Annotated in this window: 11 protein-coding genes and 3 pseudogenes; 3 read left to right on the top strand and 11 right to left on the bottom strand. The window is 64.4% G+C overall.

What is annotated here, in order from left to right; genetic code table 11:
* Positions 1–17 precede the first annotated feature (17 nt).
* From AB3L03_RS29690 to AB3L03_RS29680, 3 genes are all read right to left on the bottom strand, one after another.
* Positions 18–1,310 (bottom strand): TRAP transporter large permease, encoded by a 1,293-nt coding sequence (locus tag AB3L03_RS29690; RefSeq protein ID WP_018454806.1) that lies wholly within the window; start codon positions 1,308–1,310, stop codon positions 18–20.
* Positions 1,301–1,849 (bottom strand): TRAP transporter small permease, encoded by a 549-nt coding sequence (locus AB3L03_RS29685; RefSeq protein ID WP_026232817.1) that lies wholly within the window; start codon positions 1,847–1,849, stop codon positions 1,301–1,303. The genes AB3L03_RS29690 and AB3L03_RS29685 overlap by 10 nt, the downstream gene beginning before the upstream one ends.
* Before the next feature lie 86 nt (positions 1,850–1,935).
* Positions 1,936–2,907, bottom strand: coding sequence for a TRAP transporter substrate-binding protein (locus AB3L03_RS29680; RefSeq protein ID WP_085349491.1), 972 nt, complete (start codon positions 2,905–2,907; stop codon positions 1,936–1,938).
* A gap of 322 nt (positions 2,908–3,229) precedes the next feature.
* Between AB3L03_RS29680 and AB3L03_RS29675 the strand changes: the two genes are divergently transcribed.
* Positions 3,230–4,006 (top strand): cyclase family protein, encoded by a 777-nt coding sequence (locus AB3L03_RS29675; RefSeq protein ID WP_368507518.1) that lies wholly within the window; start codon positions 3,230–3,232, stop codon positions 4,004–4,006.
* Here the strand turns inward: AB3L03_RS29675 and AB3L03_RS29670 are convergent.
* The 3 genes and pseudogenes from AB3L03_RS29670 to AB3L03_RS29660 all read right to left on the bottom strand — a co-directional run bounded on the left by AB3L03_RS29670 (position 4,003) and on the right by AB3L03_RS29660 (position 5,940).
* Positions 4,003–4,732 (bottom strand): annotated as a pseudogene (locus tag AB3L03_RS29670) (Crp/Fnr family transcriptional regulator). The gene AB3L03_RS29675 and the pseudogene AB3L03_RS29670 sit on opposite strands and share 4 nt — an antisense overlap.
* A gap of 273 nt (positions 4,733–5,005) precedes the next feature.
* On the bottom strand, positions 5,006–5,140 hold the full coding sequence (locus AB3L03_RS29665) for a hypothetical protein (protein WP_368507517.1): 135 nt from the start codon (positions 5,138–5,140) through the stop codon (positions 5,006–5,008).
* A gap of 89 nt (positions 5,141–5,229) precedes the next feature.
* Positions 5,230–5,940 (bottom strand): helix-turn-helix domain-containing protein, encoded by a 711-nt coding sequence (locus AB3L03_RS29660; protein ID WP_368507516.1) that lies wholly within the window; start codon positions 5,938–5,940, stop codon positions 5,230–5,232.
* A gap of 148 nt (positions 5,941–6,088) precedes the next feature.
* On the opposite strand from AB3L03_RS29660, the gene AB3L03_RS29655 reads away from it, so the two are divergent.
* Complete coding sequence (locus AB3L03_RS29655; protein ID WP_247454416.1) at positions 6,089–6,406, top strand: cytochrome c; 318 nt, start codon at positions 6,089–6,091, stop codon at positions 6,404–6,406.
* A 6-nt stretch (positions 6,407–6,412) separates the two neighbouring features.
* On the opposite strand, the pseudogene AB3L03_RS29650 reads toward AB3L03_RS29655, so the two are convergent.
* From AB3L03_RS29650 to AB3L03_RS29630, 5 genes and pseudogenes are all read right to left on the bottom strand, one after another.
* Positions 6,413–7,516 (bottom strand): annotated as a pseudogene (locus AB3L03_RS29650) (MlaD family protein).
* A 3-nt stretch (positions 7,517–7,519) separates the two neighbouring features.
* Positions 7,520–8,287 (bottom strand): ABC transporter ATP-binding protein, encoded by a 768-nt coding sequence (locus AB3L03_RS29645; RefSeq protein WP_368507515.1) that lies wholly within the window; start codon positions 8,285–8,287, stop codon positions 7,520–7,522.
* 2 nt (positions 8,288–8,289) lie between these two features.
* The gene (locus AB3L03_RS29640; RefSeq protein WP_368507514.1) at positions 8,290–9,426 is read right to left on the bottom strand and encodes an ABC transporter permease; all 1,137 of its coding nucleotides are present in this window, start codon (positions 9,424–9,426) and stop codon (positions 8,290–8,292) included.
* A gap of 103 nt (positions 9,427–9,529) precedes the next feature.
* Positions 9,530–12,223 (bottom strand): GNAT family N-acetyltransferase, encoded by a 2,694-nt coding sequence (locus AB3L03_RS29635; RefSeq protein WP_368507513.1) that lies wholly within the window; start codon positions 12,221–12,223, stop codon positions 9,530–9,532.
* Between the two features lie 69 nt (positions 12,224–12,292).
* Positions 12,293–13,123, bottom strand: a complete 831-nt coding sequence (locus tag AB3L03_RS29630) for a universal stress protein (RefSeq protein WP_354264151.1) — start codon at positions 13,121–13,123, stop codon at positions 12,293–12,295.
* Positions 13,124–13,315: 192 nt separating this feature from the next.
* Here AB3L03_RS29630 and AB3L03_RS29625 point away from each other — a divergent pair.
* Positions 13,316–14,847, top strand: a pseudogene (locus tag AB3L03_RS29625) (AAA family ATPase).

The following is a 14,847-nucleotide window of genomic DNA, read 5'->3' as shown; positions in this document are numbered from 1 at the left end:
TTCTCCCTGCGTTGCTGCTATCCCTTGTAGCCCATCAGCAGGCGGGGCAGCCACAGCGAGAAGGCGGGAACGTAGGTCACGAACATCAGAGCTGCGATCAGGGCGGCGTAGAATGGCAGGATGGTGCGCATCACCGCACCCACCGAGATGCCGCCGATGGCGCAGCCCACGAACTGCGTCGTCCCGACCGGCGGGGTGTTCAGCCCGAGCGCGCAGTTGATCAGCATCAGCATGCCGAACTGCACCGGGTCCATGCCCGCCTTCATCGCGATCGGCAGGAAGATGGGCGTGCAGATCAGGATGGTCGCCGCCATGTCCATGAACGTGCCGAGCACGAACAGGATGACGTTGATGAGCAGGAAGATGACCCAGGGCTGGGTCGAGACCTTGCTCATCATCTCGCCGGCGAAGTCGGCAACCTCGTAAAGCCCCATCAGATACTGGAACATGGTGGAGACGCCGATCAGCAGCAGCACCACGCCCGTCGTCTTCACCGCCTTGGCCGCAGCGCGCAGGAAGTTCGGCAAGGTCATGGTGCGGTAGATGAAGAACGTCAGCAGGATCGTATAGGTGACCGCGACGGCCGCGGATTCGGTGGCCGTGAACACACCGGACAGGATGCCCGCCAGGATGATGCCGACGATCAGAAGCCCGGGCAGAGCGGCAGCGAACGAGCGAAAAACCGCGGGCCAGCCCGGGAACTTGCCGGCCGGATAGCCTCGCTTCACCGCGACCGCGTAAGCGGCGACCAGCATGCACACCATCAGCACCAGGGCCGGCAGGAGCCCGGCGGCGATCAGCGCGCCGATCGAAACCTTGCCGCCGGCGGCGAGCGCATAGATGATCATGTTGTGGCTGGTCGGCATCAGCGCTCCGACCAGCGAGGCATGGGTGGTGACGTTGACGGCGTAGTCGGTGTCGAAACCTTCCTTCTTCATCATGGGGATCATCACGGCCCCCATCGCCGACACGTCGGCCACGGGCGAGCCGGACACGCCGCCGAACAGCGTGCAGGCGACCACGTTCGACATGCCGAGCCCGCCGCGGATGTGTCCGACGAGATTCTTGGCAAGCTGCACGATCTTGTCGGCGACGCCGCCATGCAGCATCAGCTCACCGCTGAAGACGAAGAACGGGATGGCGAGGAAGGAGAAGATGTTCATCCCGGACATCATCTGCTGGAAGATGACGGCGACCGGCAGGCCTTCGTAGAGGATGGTGCAAATCGCCGAGAGGCCGATCGCGAAGGCGACGGGGACGCCGAGGACCAGGAAGCCGAAGAAAGTGGCGCCGAGGATGATCAGTTCCATGAGGGGACGACCTCTTCGCCGCGCAGGAGAGCGATGATGTGCTCGATTGAAAAGGAGACGATCAGGACGCCGGAGGCGATCAGCGGCACGTAGCGGATGACTTCGGGCAGCCCGAGATTGGGGATCTTCACGGTTCCGACCGACGCTCCGAGGATCCAGCCGTTATAGGCCATCGCGACGCCGAAGCCGGCGACCAGGACGTGGATGACAAGCTCGATCTTCTCCCGCGCGCGATCCGGCAGCATCACCAGCAAACTGTCCATGCCGATATGCCCGGCATCGCGCACGCCGACGGCGGCGCCGATCAACGTGACATACAGGATAAGAACCAGCGCAAGGTTCTCCGTCCAGGTCGGGCTGGAATTGAGCACGTAACGTCCGAACACCTGGTAGAAGACGATGGTGACGATGACGAGCAGCCCGGTCACCGACAGGTACATCCCTAGCCGAGCGACGGGAGCATTGATCCGGGACAGCAAGCCGGTGGACGGGCGTCCGGCTACGTCCAGTTCGTGGTCTGCGACGTGAGGGTCTGTCATCCAAGTCTCCTTGCAAGTCTCCTTGCGCGCGTCCAATGCGTCGGTCAGGCGTCGCCAGTCGGCAACGCCGGACCGACGCTATGGCCTTACTTCGTGTCCTGGATACGCTTGACGAGGCTCTTCAGCTTCTCGTCACCCGCGAACTTGTCGTACACCGGCTTCATCGCATCGACGAACTCCGCCTTGTTGGCGATCGTCACGACCTGAACGCCGGCCGCTTCGACCGTTTTGCGGGAGGCCTGCTCGCGTTCGTCCCAGAGCTTGCGCATGACGGGCACCGATTCCTTGGCCGCCTTGCGGACCATCGCCTGGTCCTCCTTGCTCAGCGTGTCCCAGACCGTCTTGGACATCACGAGAACTTCGGGCGCCAGGGAGTGCTCGGTGACGTTGTAGAACTTGGCGGCCTCGAAGTGGCGCGAGGACTCGTAAGAGGGCCAGTTGTTCTCGGCAGCGTCCACCAGACCGGTCTTGAGAGCGGTATAGACCTCGCCATAGGGCATCGGGGTCGGATTGGCCCCGAGGCTCTGGATCATGCCGACCCACAGGTCGGATTGCTGGACGCGGATTTTCAGACCCTTGACGTCCGCGAGCGACTTGATCGGTGCCTTGACGGTGTAAATGGACCGGGCGCCGCTGTCGTAATAGGCAAGGCCGATCAGGCCTGCGGGCGCCATGGCCGCCAGGATCTCGTCGCCGATCGGCCCGTCAAGGACGGTACGCATGTGCTGCGTGTCCCGGAAGATGAAGGGCAGGCACAACGCGATGGTTTCCGGCACGAAGTTGTTCAAGGGCGATGCGTTGATCCGCATCATGTCGAGGGCGCCGATCTTGAGCTGCTCGATGGTGTCCTTCTCGGAGCCCAGCGCACCGTTGGGGAACACCTTCACGCCGAGCTTGCCGCCGCTCGCCGCGGCGAGCTGCTTGCCCATGAACTTGACGGCCTCGACGGTTGGATAATCGGCGGGATGGATGTCGGCGGAACGGAAATCGCGTGCGGTCGCCAAGGGGGCTGAGACCGCCAGCAGAGCGGCTGCGATGACGCCGGTGAGTATCTTCATCTGGGCTTCCTCCTGAGGTGATTATATCGTTGGGCAGATGCTGCGGGCCGCCTTGGGTCGCTCCACTTCCGGTGTGAAGTCAAGCGCCATCGTCGTCCCTAGGGCGCGCGGCATTCTCTGTCCAAGCCAAATCCGGCATCGATCAATGCTAGAGTTGCATCGATGGATCAGACCGGCTTTGGGCAGACAGCCGGCTCCTCGTCCAGTTTTTCCGAAATCATCTGTCGTCTGGCGCGGCAAGCGTTCATGCGCGTTGCTTGACGCCGCCGGTGCGGTCCTCTCAAGATGCTGCGAAGCAAAACGGACATCCCGAGGAATGCCTATGCCGCGGAAGCTGATCGACATCTCCGTGCCGCTCAGAAACGACGTGACGGCGGATCCGCCGGGCAATCACCCGACGATCCAGTACATCGATCACCAGCAGGGCCTGCCGCGGATGCTGCAGTTCTTCGACGGCCTCACGGCACAGGATCTGCCGGACGGCCAGGGCTGGGCCGTCGAGCAGGTCTCGCTGTCGACCCATAACGGCACGCATCTCGATGCGCCCTGGCACTTCCATCCGACCATGAATCGCGGCGAGCGGTCATGGACGATCGACGAGGTCCCGCTGGAATGGTGTTTTCAGCCCGGCGTGAAGCTCGACTTCCGGCATCTGCCCGACGGCTACGTGGCGAGCGCCGACGACGTCGAGAAGGAGTTGAGGCGGATCGGGCATGCGCTGTCGCCGCTGGAGATCGTCGTCGTCAACACCGGCGCCGGCGCCAGGTTCGGCCAAGCCGATTATGTCAGCTCAGGCTGCGGCATGGGCTACGAGGCCACCATGTATCTGCTCGAACGCGGCGTGCGGCTGACCGGCACCGACGGCTGGAGCTGGGACGCACCGTTCGTCCACACCGCGAAGAAATATGCCGAAACGAAAGATGCCGGCCTGATCTGGGAGGGCCACAAGGCGGGGCGGCACATCGGCTATTGCCACCTCGAGAAGCTGCACAATCTCGACCAGCTGCCTTCGACCGGGTTCACCCTCTCGTGCTTTCCGGTGAAGATCGAGCGGGCCTCCGCGGGCTGGACCCGCGCCGTCGCGATCATCGACAGCTAGCTGTCGAGCCCGCTCTCGGCGAGTTCGCGCAAGGCATTAATGTCGAGCACGACGATGGCGCCGTGCTCGAGGCGAACCCAGTTGCGGCCCGCCCAGGCGCGCAATTGCTTGTTGATGCTCTCGCGCGTCATCCCCACCATCTCGCTGATCTCCTGCTGCGTGATGGCGAGCGTGCCGCTGCCGGAGTCGAACTTGCGCTCTTCGGTGAGGCCGAGCAGCGCGCTCGCAAGCCGGCCCGGCAGATTTTGCAGGATCACCTGCTCGACCTGCTGACTGGTCCAGCGCAGGCGCGCGCAGAGCAGCTCGATGAATTTCATTGCGAGCGCCGGCTGGCTCTTCACGAACGGCAGGAAGTCCCGGCGATCGATGATGTAGAGCTCGCAATTGGTGTTGGCGGTCGCATCGGCCGACCTGGGGGCGCCGTCGAGCACCGCGATCTCGCCGAAGATCTCTCCGGGACCGATCAGATTGAGAATGGCGTTACGGCCGTCGGGCGACGACGAGGAAATCTTCACCGTCCCTGTGATCACCGCGAAAAGATTGTTGCCGGGATCGCCCTTGGCGGCGATCGTCGCGCCGCGCTTCACCGTCGTGTGCTTGGCGTAACGGCAGAGCTGATCCAGCGCCTCCGGCTCCAGATCCGCAAAGATCGGGTGCTTGCGCAGGACCGATAATTTATTCCCCGCCGCTTGTCGGGGGGTCGTCGCCGGTCTTGTCCTGAGGCACGCCACTGGGCTCCTAAGACTGCGAGGCACTGGGGTCCCTGCGTAGTCAGTGTAGCCCAGTTTTTCAACCGGAAAGCATGCGCCCTATCTGAGGCGAACGCGGCGAAAATGCCGCGGTCAGGCCTAAAGCCGGCAGCCGAAGGATGAGCCAATGCGTCCCAGTCGATGCAGAGTTGCAAGTGCCGCACGCCACCTTGCGTTGAGGCGCTGCCAACCGTCCCGAACTCGCACGGCATAGCCCGCCCCGCGGGCGCCGCAAGATGGGACGGTGATCTCAGAAGCTTCGACGCTTGACGTCCGACTCGGGCCGGCCTGCACTGGTTTGCCGGTCTGCCCAGGCCAGAGCCCCGGCGAAGGTGACAAAGATTGCCACGACAATGGTGCTCATCAGCAACGCGTCAGCCGGCATGATGCCCTCCCCTGTCGTTTTGAGCATTATTCGGGGCACCCGGCCGAATGCATTGATCCCGATCAAAATCGAGCCGCGCTGCGTCGGAATCAGGCTGCGGCCAAGGCCTCGACCTTCGCCGGATCGAGCAGGCTGATCCCGCCATGAATGATCTCGATCACGCCGGGGCGCTCCAGCTTGGTCAAGGTGCGGCTGACGGTCTCGATGGTCAGGCCGAGGTAGTCGGCGATGTCCTGGCGGTTCATTGGAAGCGGAATCGTGTCCAACGCCCGCTTCAGCGAGACCAGCCGCTCGCGCCAGCCGAGCAGAAAGGCCGCAACCTTTTCGTCCGCCGAACGGCGGCCGAGCAGGACCATGTGGTCCCGGGCCTGGCTCAGCTCGCGAATCGCCAGCTCGTTGATCCGCCTGAGGAGATGCGGCCGGTCCTCGATGAAACGGCCGAAGGGTGACTTCGCGAACTGGCATACGGTCACCGCGCCGATCGCATCGGCCGAAAAATTGTGCCTGCCCGAAATATTCATCCGCAGGAAATCGCCGGGCAAGGCAAAGCCCACGATCTGCCGGCGGCCGTCGGGCAGCAGCTTGTACAGCCGCATGACGCCCTCGAGGAGATTGTAGAACGAGGTCGTGATGTCCTCCTCGGAGAACACAGTCTGGCCTGACGAAAAATGGACGCGCCGACCGAGATGCCCGAATTCCCGAAGCTCGGCCGCATCCAAAGACGAACAGACCGCTGATGCGCGGACGGCGCAATCGCTGCAGAGCTGCCAGTTCGGCTCAATCGTGACTACGGGCTTCATCGACCGCTCCAAGCGCCGGCTGCCCATCAGGCCCATCCCGCCGCGCAGCTGCATTTTACTGCAGTGCGCCAAAGCCGGTTGACCCAGATCAATTTTGGAGGGAATCCCCGCCCTATTCTTCTCCCAGACTTAAACGGGGTCACTTTACATGCTGCAAGGAATGCTGCGTCACGGCTTGATCGGGTTGCTTCTGATGACGCCTGTCCTGGCTGCCCCGACCGCCGAACAACGCGGCAAGGCCTTTGCGCGAGCCCATTGCGCGCGCTGCCACGCGATCGACCGTGCGTCGAACAGTCCGCTCAAGATCGCACCGCCGCTGCGGGCCCTGCACAAGCGCTATCCCATCGAGAGCCTTGGGGAGGCGCTGGCTGAGGGCATCAACACCGGCCACGCCGACATGCCGGCCTTCGAGCTCAGTCCGGACCAGATCCACGATCTCCTGTCCTACCTCAAGACCCTGGAATAGCCGGCGTCACACCGCCTGCACCGTCCAGCCGATCAGCTCCTTCGCGATGCGCGTGAAGGCCGTATCGAACGCTGCGACCGCCATGGCCGGCACAATCTTGTCGAGTTTTTCGCTGGTCTCGACGAGACGCGAGGCGATCACCTTGCCGTGCTTGTCGACGATCCGCGCCGACAGCCCGATCTCGACCCGCGTCTCCCCCTCGGTGGCAATGCGGAAGCGCCTGATGTCGATCAGCAGCTGATAGTCCGCCTGCCCGAGATCGGCCGTGCGCAACGGCGCGTGGGCGATGTCGTAGTTCTCGAAACTGTCGATCAGACGCGCCTGTATCAGCTTGGGAATGCTGTCGGCCCAGAGGAAGTCCGCAAAGCCCGGATTATCGCCGCCCGGCGCGAACAGCATGCGCTGGGTCTGGAGCATGGCGACCGCTGTCGGCTCGGGGATGGCCAGTGACGCCGAGAGCGTCTTGCCGCCCGGACCGAGGTTCCGCGGCGTGCGCAGATCATAGGGGACTTCTGCGCCGGCGTTCCGCCGGCGGTCATCTTCTCCAGGCCCGCCAAAACGCCGTCGATCTTGCCGGTGTTGCGCGCAAGCCCGTCGGAGAAGGTCCTGAGATTGGCGATGGTGTCCTTCAGCGGGCCCGAATTGTCCTCCAGCACGGTGTCGACCCGCCGCAGCGCATCGCGCTCGGCCTGCGTCATGCTCTGGCCCGCACCGGCCTCGGCAATCAAGGTCGGGGGCTCGCCGGATTTAGTGACGATGACGCCTCCCTCCAGCGTCACCACCGGCACGCCGGTCAGCCCCTGGAAAATCGAGCCCGACCCTGCTGTCGGCACGCACCGGCGTGGTTGAAGCAACCGAGATCGTCGCATTGACAAAGCGTGGATTGTCCGGCGCAAGCCCGAGCTGGGTGACCTCGCCGACGCGGATGCCGTTGAACAGCACGCCGGCGCCGACCAGAAGACCGGGCACCGGGCCCTGGAATTGCACGTGATAGCTGGTGCGCGGCCCGATCCCGCCGGTGTTGTTCAGCCAATAGACGAAGCCGAACACCGCGAGGATCGCGGCCAGGACAAAACTGCCGATCAGCACGCAGGGAGCGCGGGTTTCCATGTCTCATCTCATCTCGTGTTGCAGCATCTGCGAGCGCTTACCGTGGAAATAGGCGCGCACCCAGGGATGCTCGGATTGCAGCAGCTCGCGCATCGGACCGATCGCCACGATCTTGCCGTCAGCGAGAGCGGCGACGCGGTCGCAGACCGTGGTCAGGCTCGCCAGATCATGGGTGACCATGAACACGGTGAGGCCGAGGGTCTTTTGCAGCGTCCCGATCAGCGCATCGAAATCGCCCGCCGCGATCGGATCGAGGCCTGAGGTCGGCTCGTCCAGGAACAGGATCGGCGGATCGAGCGCGAGCGCGCGCGCCAGCGCCACGCGCTTGGTCATGCCGCCGGATAGCTCCGCCGGATATTTATCGGCATCCTGGGGCCGCAGCCCGACCATTTCGAGCTTGGCGATCGCGATCTCGTCCATCAGCTCCTGCGACAGGACGAGATTTTCACGGAGCGGAAACTGGATGTTCTGCCGGACCGTCAGCGAGGAGAACAGCGCGCCATGCTGGAACAGGATGCCCCAGGTCGTGGCCGCACCTTCGGTGCGGCCGCCGATTGGCCGTCCCGTAACCTCGATGGTCCCGCCTTGGCGCGGGATGAGGCCGATGATGGTTCGCATCAGCACCGACTTGCCGCCACCGGACGCCCCCACGAGCCCGAGGATCTCACCCCGGCGCACGTCGAGCGACAGATGATCGAGCACGGTCTGTCGGCCGAAGCCGACCACGAGGTCGCGGACGCGGATCGCGAACTGCTCTTGCGATTCGCCCATGATCACATTCCGATCGAGGCGAAGAAGATCGCGAACAGGCCGTCGAGCACGATCACCAGGAAGATCGACTTGACCACCGACGTCGTGGTCTGTCGTCCCAGCGATTCGGCGCTGCCCTTCACGCGCAAGCCCTCGCTGCAGGCGACTACCCCGATCACCAGCGCCATGAACGGCGCCTTCAGGATGCCCACCTCGAAATGGGTGACCGAGATCGCCTCGTGCAGCCGCGCGATGTAGATCGCCGGCGCCATACCGCCGTAGAACTGCGCGACCAGGCCGCCACCATAGAGTGCGGCAATCGATCCGATGAAGGCAAGGATCGGCAGCGCAATCACCAGGGCCGCAACCCGCGGCAGAATCAGGACGTGGACAGGATCGAGGCCCATGGTCGAGAGCGCATCGATCTCCTCGCGCATCTTCATCGAGCCGAGCTCGGCAGTGTAGGCGCTTCCCGAACGGCCGGCGACCATGATGGCGACGATCAGCACCCCGAGCTCGCGCAGCACCAGGATGCCGACCATGTCGACCGTGTAGGACTCCGCGCCGAACCTGCGGAAATGGAAGAATCCCTGCTGGGCGATGATGGCGCCGATCAGGAAGGTGATCAGCACGACGATGGGGATGGCCTGCCAGCCGATGCGGTAGAGCTGATAGATCAGCGATGTCAGCCGCAGCGAGCGCGGCCGGCGCAGCACGCCGATCACGGCCATGAACAACGCGCCCAGCATTTGGAGAAAGATCGTGATGTCTTCGCGCGCGCCGACCGTGGACTTGCCGAGATCGTTCAGTCTGAGCAGAACCGGGTTGGGTGCGGGCACCGGCAGCGGCGTGTGGCGGTTGACCTGACGCACCTCCTCCATCAGGCCACTGAAATGGTCGGCGACACCGATAAACTCGGCCGCTTGACCGGATGATGAGGCCCTGCGCGATAGCTTTTCCAGGACCCAGGCGCCGAGCGTGTCGAGCGCACTGACGCCCGACAAGTCCAGCGTCACGGCTCTGGATCGATCGACGTCCGCCCCGACCGACCGGGACAACGTCTCCAGCATCGACACGTTCGCGGCAATCCACGGCCCTTCCGGGCACAATTTCAGCTCTTCGCCCGAGGGCCTCGCCAGCAACAGCGGTTCGGAGTTCACGCTTCCACCTCATCGGGACAACCGGGTCCCGTTCAGCCGGCAGTTCTAGGGCAGCATGGGGCGGCCGGCTTGACCTGTCTCAAGGCCAGCTGTAGCGGCGCGCTCAGAGCTTCAGCCTGACATCGCAGATATCCGGCTCGGTCGGATCCGGCTTCACATCGAAGCCGAGCTGGCGACACATCTCCAGCATGGTGGTGTTCTCCCTGAGAACATCACCCGAGATCGCTTTGAGGCCCTCCGATCTCGCGTAGTCGATGATCAGCTGCATCAGGGCCCATCCCAGACCCTTGCCCTTGAGGTCGGACCGCAGCAGGATCGCATATTCACCGCTCTCGTAGATCGAGTCCGAATGGAGTCGGACCACGCCGACCATCTCACCGGTCGCCTCGTCGAATGCGATAAAGGCCATCGCGCGCGCATAGTCGAGCTGGGTCAGGCGCGCGATGAACTCGTGGGTGAACTCCTTCATCGGCGCGAAGAAACGCAGACGAAGGTCGTACGCCGTGACATGACGCAGGAATGCGTGGATGGTCGGCTCGTCCTCCGGACGCAGGGGCCGCGCGAAGATCCGCCAGTCCTCCTTGAGCTTGAGGTGGCGCTCCCATTGCGACGGATAGGCCCGAACCGCGAAGTTGGCGGCGCCGGAGCCGGCAAACTTCCGTTGCGGCGGCCCGACCGCGACGCGGGCATCGACCGCGGTCACGCCGGTTTCATCCGCCAGCAGCGGATTGATGTCGAATTCGCGGATCTCGGGAATGTCGGCGGCCATCTGCGCCAGCTTGACCAGGACCATGGCGACGGCGTCGGGCTTCACCGCCGGCACGTCCCGGTAAGCGCGAAGCAGCCGGGACACGCGCGTGCGGTCGATCAGGTCGCGGGCCAGTTGCAGATCGAGCGGCGGAAGCGCAAGCGCCTTGTCGTTGATGATCTCGACCGCGGTCCCGCCGCGGCCGAACACAACGACCGTGCCGAAGGTCGGATCGTCGGCGAGGCCCAGAATCAACTCGCGCGCCTTAGCCTTCACCACCATCGCCTGCACGATGACGCCCTCGATGCGGGCTTCGGGACGCAGCTTTCTCGCCCGACCGAGAATATCAGTAGCGGCGGCGCGCACCGCCTCGACCGTCGTCAGATTGAGCACGACGCCGCCGACATCGGATTTGTGGACGATGTCGCGCGACATGATTTTCAGCACGACGGTGGCGCCTTGCGCGAAGATGTCTTCCGCGTAGGCCACCGCCTGCTCGACATCGCCCGCGGCGTATGTGGGCACCATCGCGATATCGTACGCTTCGAGCAGGTGCTTGATCTCGACGGGTTCGAGCCATTGGCGGCCGTCTGCGATGGCAGCAGCTACGATCTGTCTTGCGGCACGTGCGTCCGGCACGAACGTGTCGGGCATTGCGGGTGGAACCTGGCTCAGTTCCTCCACGACTTCGCGGTGCCTCACGAGGTACATGAAGCCGCGCACGGCATCATCCTCGGTCGGATAGTTCGGGATGCCGGCGCCGGACAGTGTTTCGATGATGTTCTGGTCTGCTCCGATCCACGAGGCGAGCACGGGCTTGCCCCAATTGCGGTGCTTCTCGCGATATGCCTTGACGCGTTCGGTCACCATCGTTGCGATATCGGCAGCCGAGGCGATCGCGGTCTGCACGTTGAGGACGAGGACCGCATCGTTGTCGGGATCGGCAAGCAACACGTCGAGCGCCGCCGCATAGCGCGACGCATCGGCGTCACCTACGATGTCGACGGGATTTGCGCCGGACCAGGTCGGCGGCAGCACCTCGTCGAGTTTCTTGCGCGCGTCGGCCGAGATGCTCGCCGGAATGCCGCCGAGCTCGACCAATCGATCGATGGCGAGGACACCGATGCCGCCGCCATTGGTCAGGATGGCGAGGCGCTTTCCCGCCGGCGACTCGACGCGGCCCAGCGTCTCGGCGCAATCGAACAGCTCGCGCAGATCGGAGACCCGCAGGACGCCCGCGCGGCGGAACGCCGCGTCATAGACGGCGTCGGCCCCCGCGAGCGCACCGGTATGGGTGGCGGCCGCCTTCGCGCCCTGCGCCATTCGGCCGGACTTCACCACGACGACCGGCTTCACGCGCGCCGCGGCACGCGCGGCCGACATGAACTTGCGCGCGTCCTTGATGGATTCGATGTAGAGCAGAATCGCGCGGGTCTTGTGATCCATCGCGAAATAGTCGATCAGATCGGCAAGATCGACGTCGATTTGATCGCCGATAGAGACGATGCCGGAGAAGCCGACGCCGCGCTGCGCGGCCCAATCGACCATGCCGGCCGCGATCGCGCCCGATTGCGAGATCAGCGCGAGATTCCCGGGCCCCGGCATGTGCGCGGCAAAACTCGCGTTGAGGCTCACGCCGGGCATCATGATGCCCAGGCAGTTCGGCCCGATCAGCCGCATGCCGTATTTGCGGGCCGCAGTGATGGCAGCCTCGTGCAGGGATCCCGGTCCGTGGCCGAGCCCAGCCGAGACAATCAGGGCACCCGCCGAGCCGCGCCGCCCGGCTTGATCGACAATGCCGGGAACCGCGCGCGCCGGCGCGGTGATGATCACAAGCTCGGGCACGAACGGCAATTGATCGAGGCTGTCCACCGCCGCGACGCCGCCGATCTCGGCATGGCGCGGATTGACGAGGCCGAACTGTCCCGTGAATCCGGCCTTACGGATGTTCTCCAGAACGGCGCGTCCAACGGAGACCGGGCGGGCGCTCGCACCGACGAGCGCAACCGAACGCGGCGACAGCAGGTTCTTCAGACGATAGATTGACATGAAAGCAAATGCGCCCGGTCGGTGGCGGTTCCGATGGTTGACGATCAGGCCGATAAACTGGCGATCCGCCTAGTACGAGAGCATAACCCAGCACGGTGGTTCGCCAATGACGGTCTTTGTCACACCGCCCCAAACGATCTCGTTCAGGCGCGAATGATGGTAGGCGCCCATCACGATTGCATCGATGGCATGGGAATTCGCCCAGCTTCCGAGCACCTTGCCGATCGAGCTGCCGTTACCCTTCGCGGTTTCGAACGAGGCGTAGACCCCGTGTTCCCTCAAATGATCGACGAGAGCCGTGCCGGATTGCACGATCGCGTCGGACTTGTCGTCCGCCACGGTCACCACGCGGACCAGGGCTGCTGCCTGAAGGATAGGCAGCGCGTCGCCGACCGCACGCGCCGCACGCGCGGAGTGGTCCCAGGCAATCATGACGTTCTCGAATTCCGGGCGCAGCTCGTCCACATGCTGCTCCGGGCAAAGCAGCACTGGCCGGCCGGATTCGAACAGCAGCGTCTCGATGATGTGCTCCGTTCGGCTGTCGTGTGGCGTCACGGGGAGCAGCGTGAGATCGCTGAAGCGTCCGTGCTCGGCCAGGACTGACGCGATCTGGTCTGCCGGCACCTTGGCCGACCGGCTTTGAGCGCGAATGCCGGTGCGGGAGGTTGCACGGGTGAACGCGTCCAGGAGGTGCTGACTGTCGCCCGCGCCAACCGACCCGTTTGCCTCGGCCGCATCGGGGAGCATCACCTTCGGCCGCACGAAGACATCCTCCTCGAGTGCCAGCGCGGTGATCCTGGCGCCGAGGTCGGCGGCAACGGCCACGCATTTCTCGATCGCAGCAAGGGCCGGGCCGCGTGGCTGGCCGACGAGCGGCAGAAAGACGTCCTTGATGGGCATCGGGATTCTCCTTGACCACCAGAATAGGCCGGCTTTGGTCGGGACGCTTGATCCTCGTCAAGCCCGGGAACTCCGACCGGTCGGAAGGGGACAGGCGTTGACCGAAGTCAAGGACTGGCCGCGATCTGCTTCTATGGATTACCCTGATTGCCGGCGGGCCGCCTTCCGACGCATCTGGACGTACCAGCTGGAATGACAGACGATTCTCCGACCCAGGACCGGATCTTTGCGGCGCTCACCAATTCCGCGGGTCATCCGAACGTGAGGCGGATCGATACGCACGCCGCTTCGGTCTTCCTCGAAGGCAGACGCGCCCTGAAAATCAAGCGCGCCGTGCAGTTTCCATTCCTCGATTACTCCACGCTCGAGAAGCGCAAGGCGGCGTGTGAGGAGGAGATCAGGATCAACCGGCCGCTGGCGCCGCAGATCTATCACCGCGTCGTGGCGATCACGGAAGAGCCCGATGGATCGGTGAAGGTGGACGGAAGCGGCCGTCCGATCGAGTATGCGGTCGAGATGTTGCGCTTCGACGAAAGCCGGACGCTGGATCATCTGGCCAAGGCCGGAGCGCTGGACGACACTTTTGCCTCGGCCGTCGCCGACGCGATCGCGGCTTCGCATGCGCAGGCTGTTCGCGCCGACGGCAACGCATGGGTTTCCGCCATCCCCGGCCTGATCGATGGCAACAGCAATGGCCTGCGGACCGGCAATCATTTCGAAACCGAAGAGATCGCAGAACTCGGCGAGACTCGCACGCAATGCTCCTCCGCCTCCGGCCTTTGCTGGAGGAGCGCGGCCGTCAAGGCTTCGTGCGCCGCTGCCATGGCGACCTGCATCTTGCGAACATCGTGTCGATCGACGAGAAGCCGGTGCTGTTCGACGCCATCGAATTCGACGCCCAGATGGCAACCACCGACGTGCTCTACGATCTCGCATTCGGATTGATGGACCTGTTGCACCACGATGAGCCACGCGCGGCCAATATCGTGCTGAACCGCTATCTCGCCGCGACTCCGGTCGAAAATCTCGACGCGCTCTCCGCACTGCCGCTGTTCATGTCTGTCCGGGCGGCGATCCGCGCTCAGGTCGCGCTGGCACGGCTGAAGCCGCCGCATTCCGGTGATCCGGGCCTTCTCGACGGGGCACGGCGCTATTTTGGCCTCGCCCGCGCGCTGATCCAGCCGCCCGCTCCCCGACTGATTGCAATCGGCGGGCTGTCAGGCACCGGAAAGACGATTTTGGCACGCGCGCTCGCGCCCGACGTTACGCCGCAGCCGGGCGCCGTCGTGCTGCGCAGCGACCTCGTCCGCAAGCAGATGTTCGGGGTGGAGGAAACGGACCGGCTGCCGGCATCCGCATACACACCGGAGGTCACGGCCCGCGTTTACGAGATATTGGCTCAGCACGCCGGGCGGGTGCTGGCGCAAGGCCATTCAGCAATCATCGACGGCGTGTTCGCCCGTGAGGACGAACGAGACGCGGTTGCCCCACTGGCGCGCGAGCGTAACGTGCCACTGAGCGGCCTGTTTCTGGTTGCAGACCTCGCGATCCGGCAGGCGCGGATCGGAGGCCGCCGGGGCGACGCATCCGACGCCACGCAAGAGGTTGCCGCGCTGCAAGAGCACTATAATATCGGCCATGTCGGTTGGGCGACCATCGATGCATCCGGGACGCAAGAGCAGACGCTCCAGAACTGCCGGGACGCGATCGCCGAGAGCAAGTAA

This window comes from Bradyrhizobium lupini (genome assembly GCF_040939785.1).
Taxonomy (GTDB): Bacteria; Pseudomonadota; Alphaproteobacteria; order Rhizobiales; family Xanthobacteraceae; genus Bradyrhizobium; species Bradyrhizobium canariense_D.
This window is presented reverse-complemented; position numbering and strand designations above follow the sequence as displayed.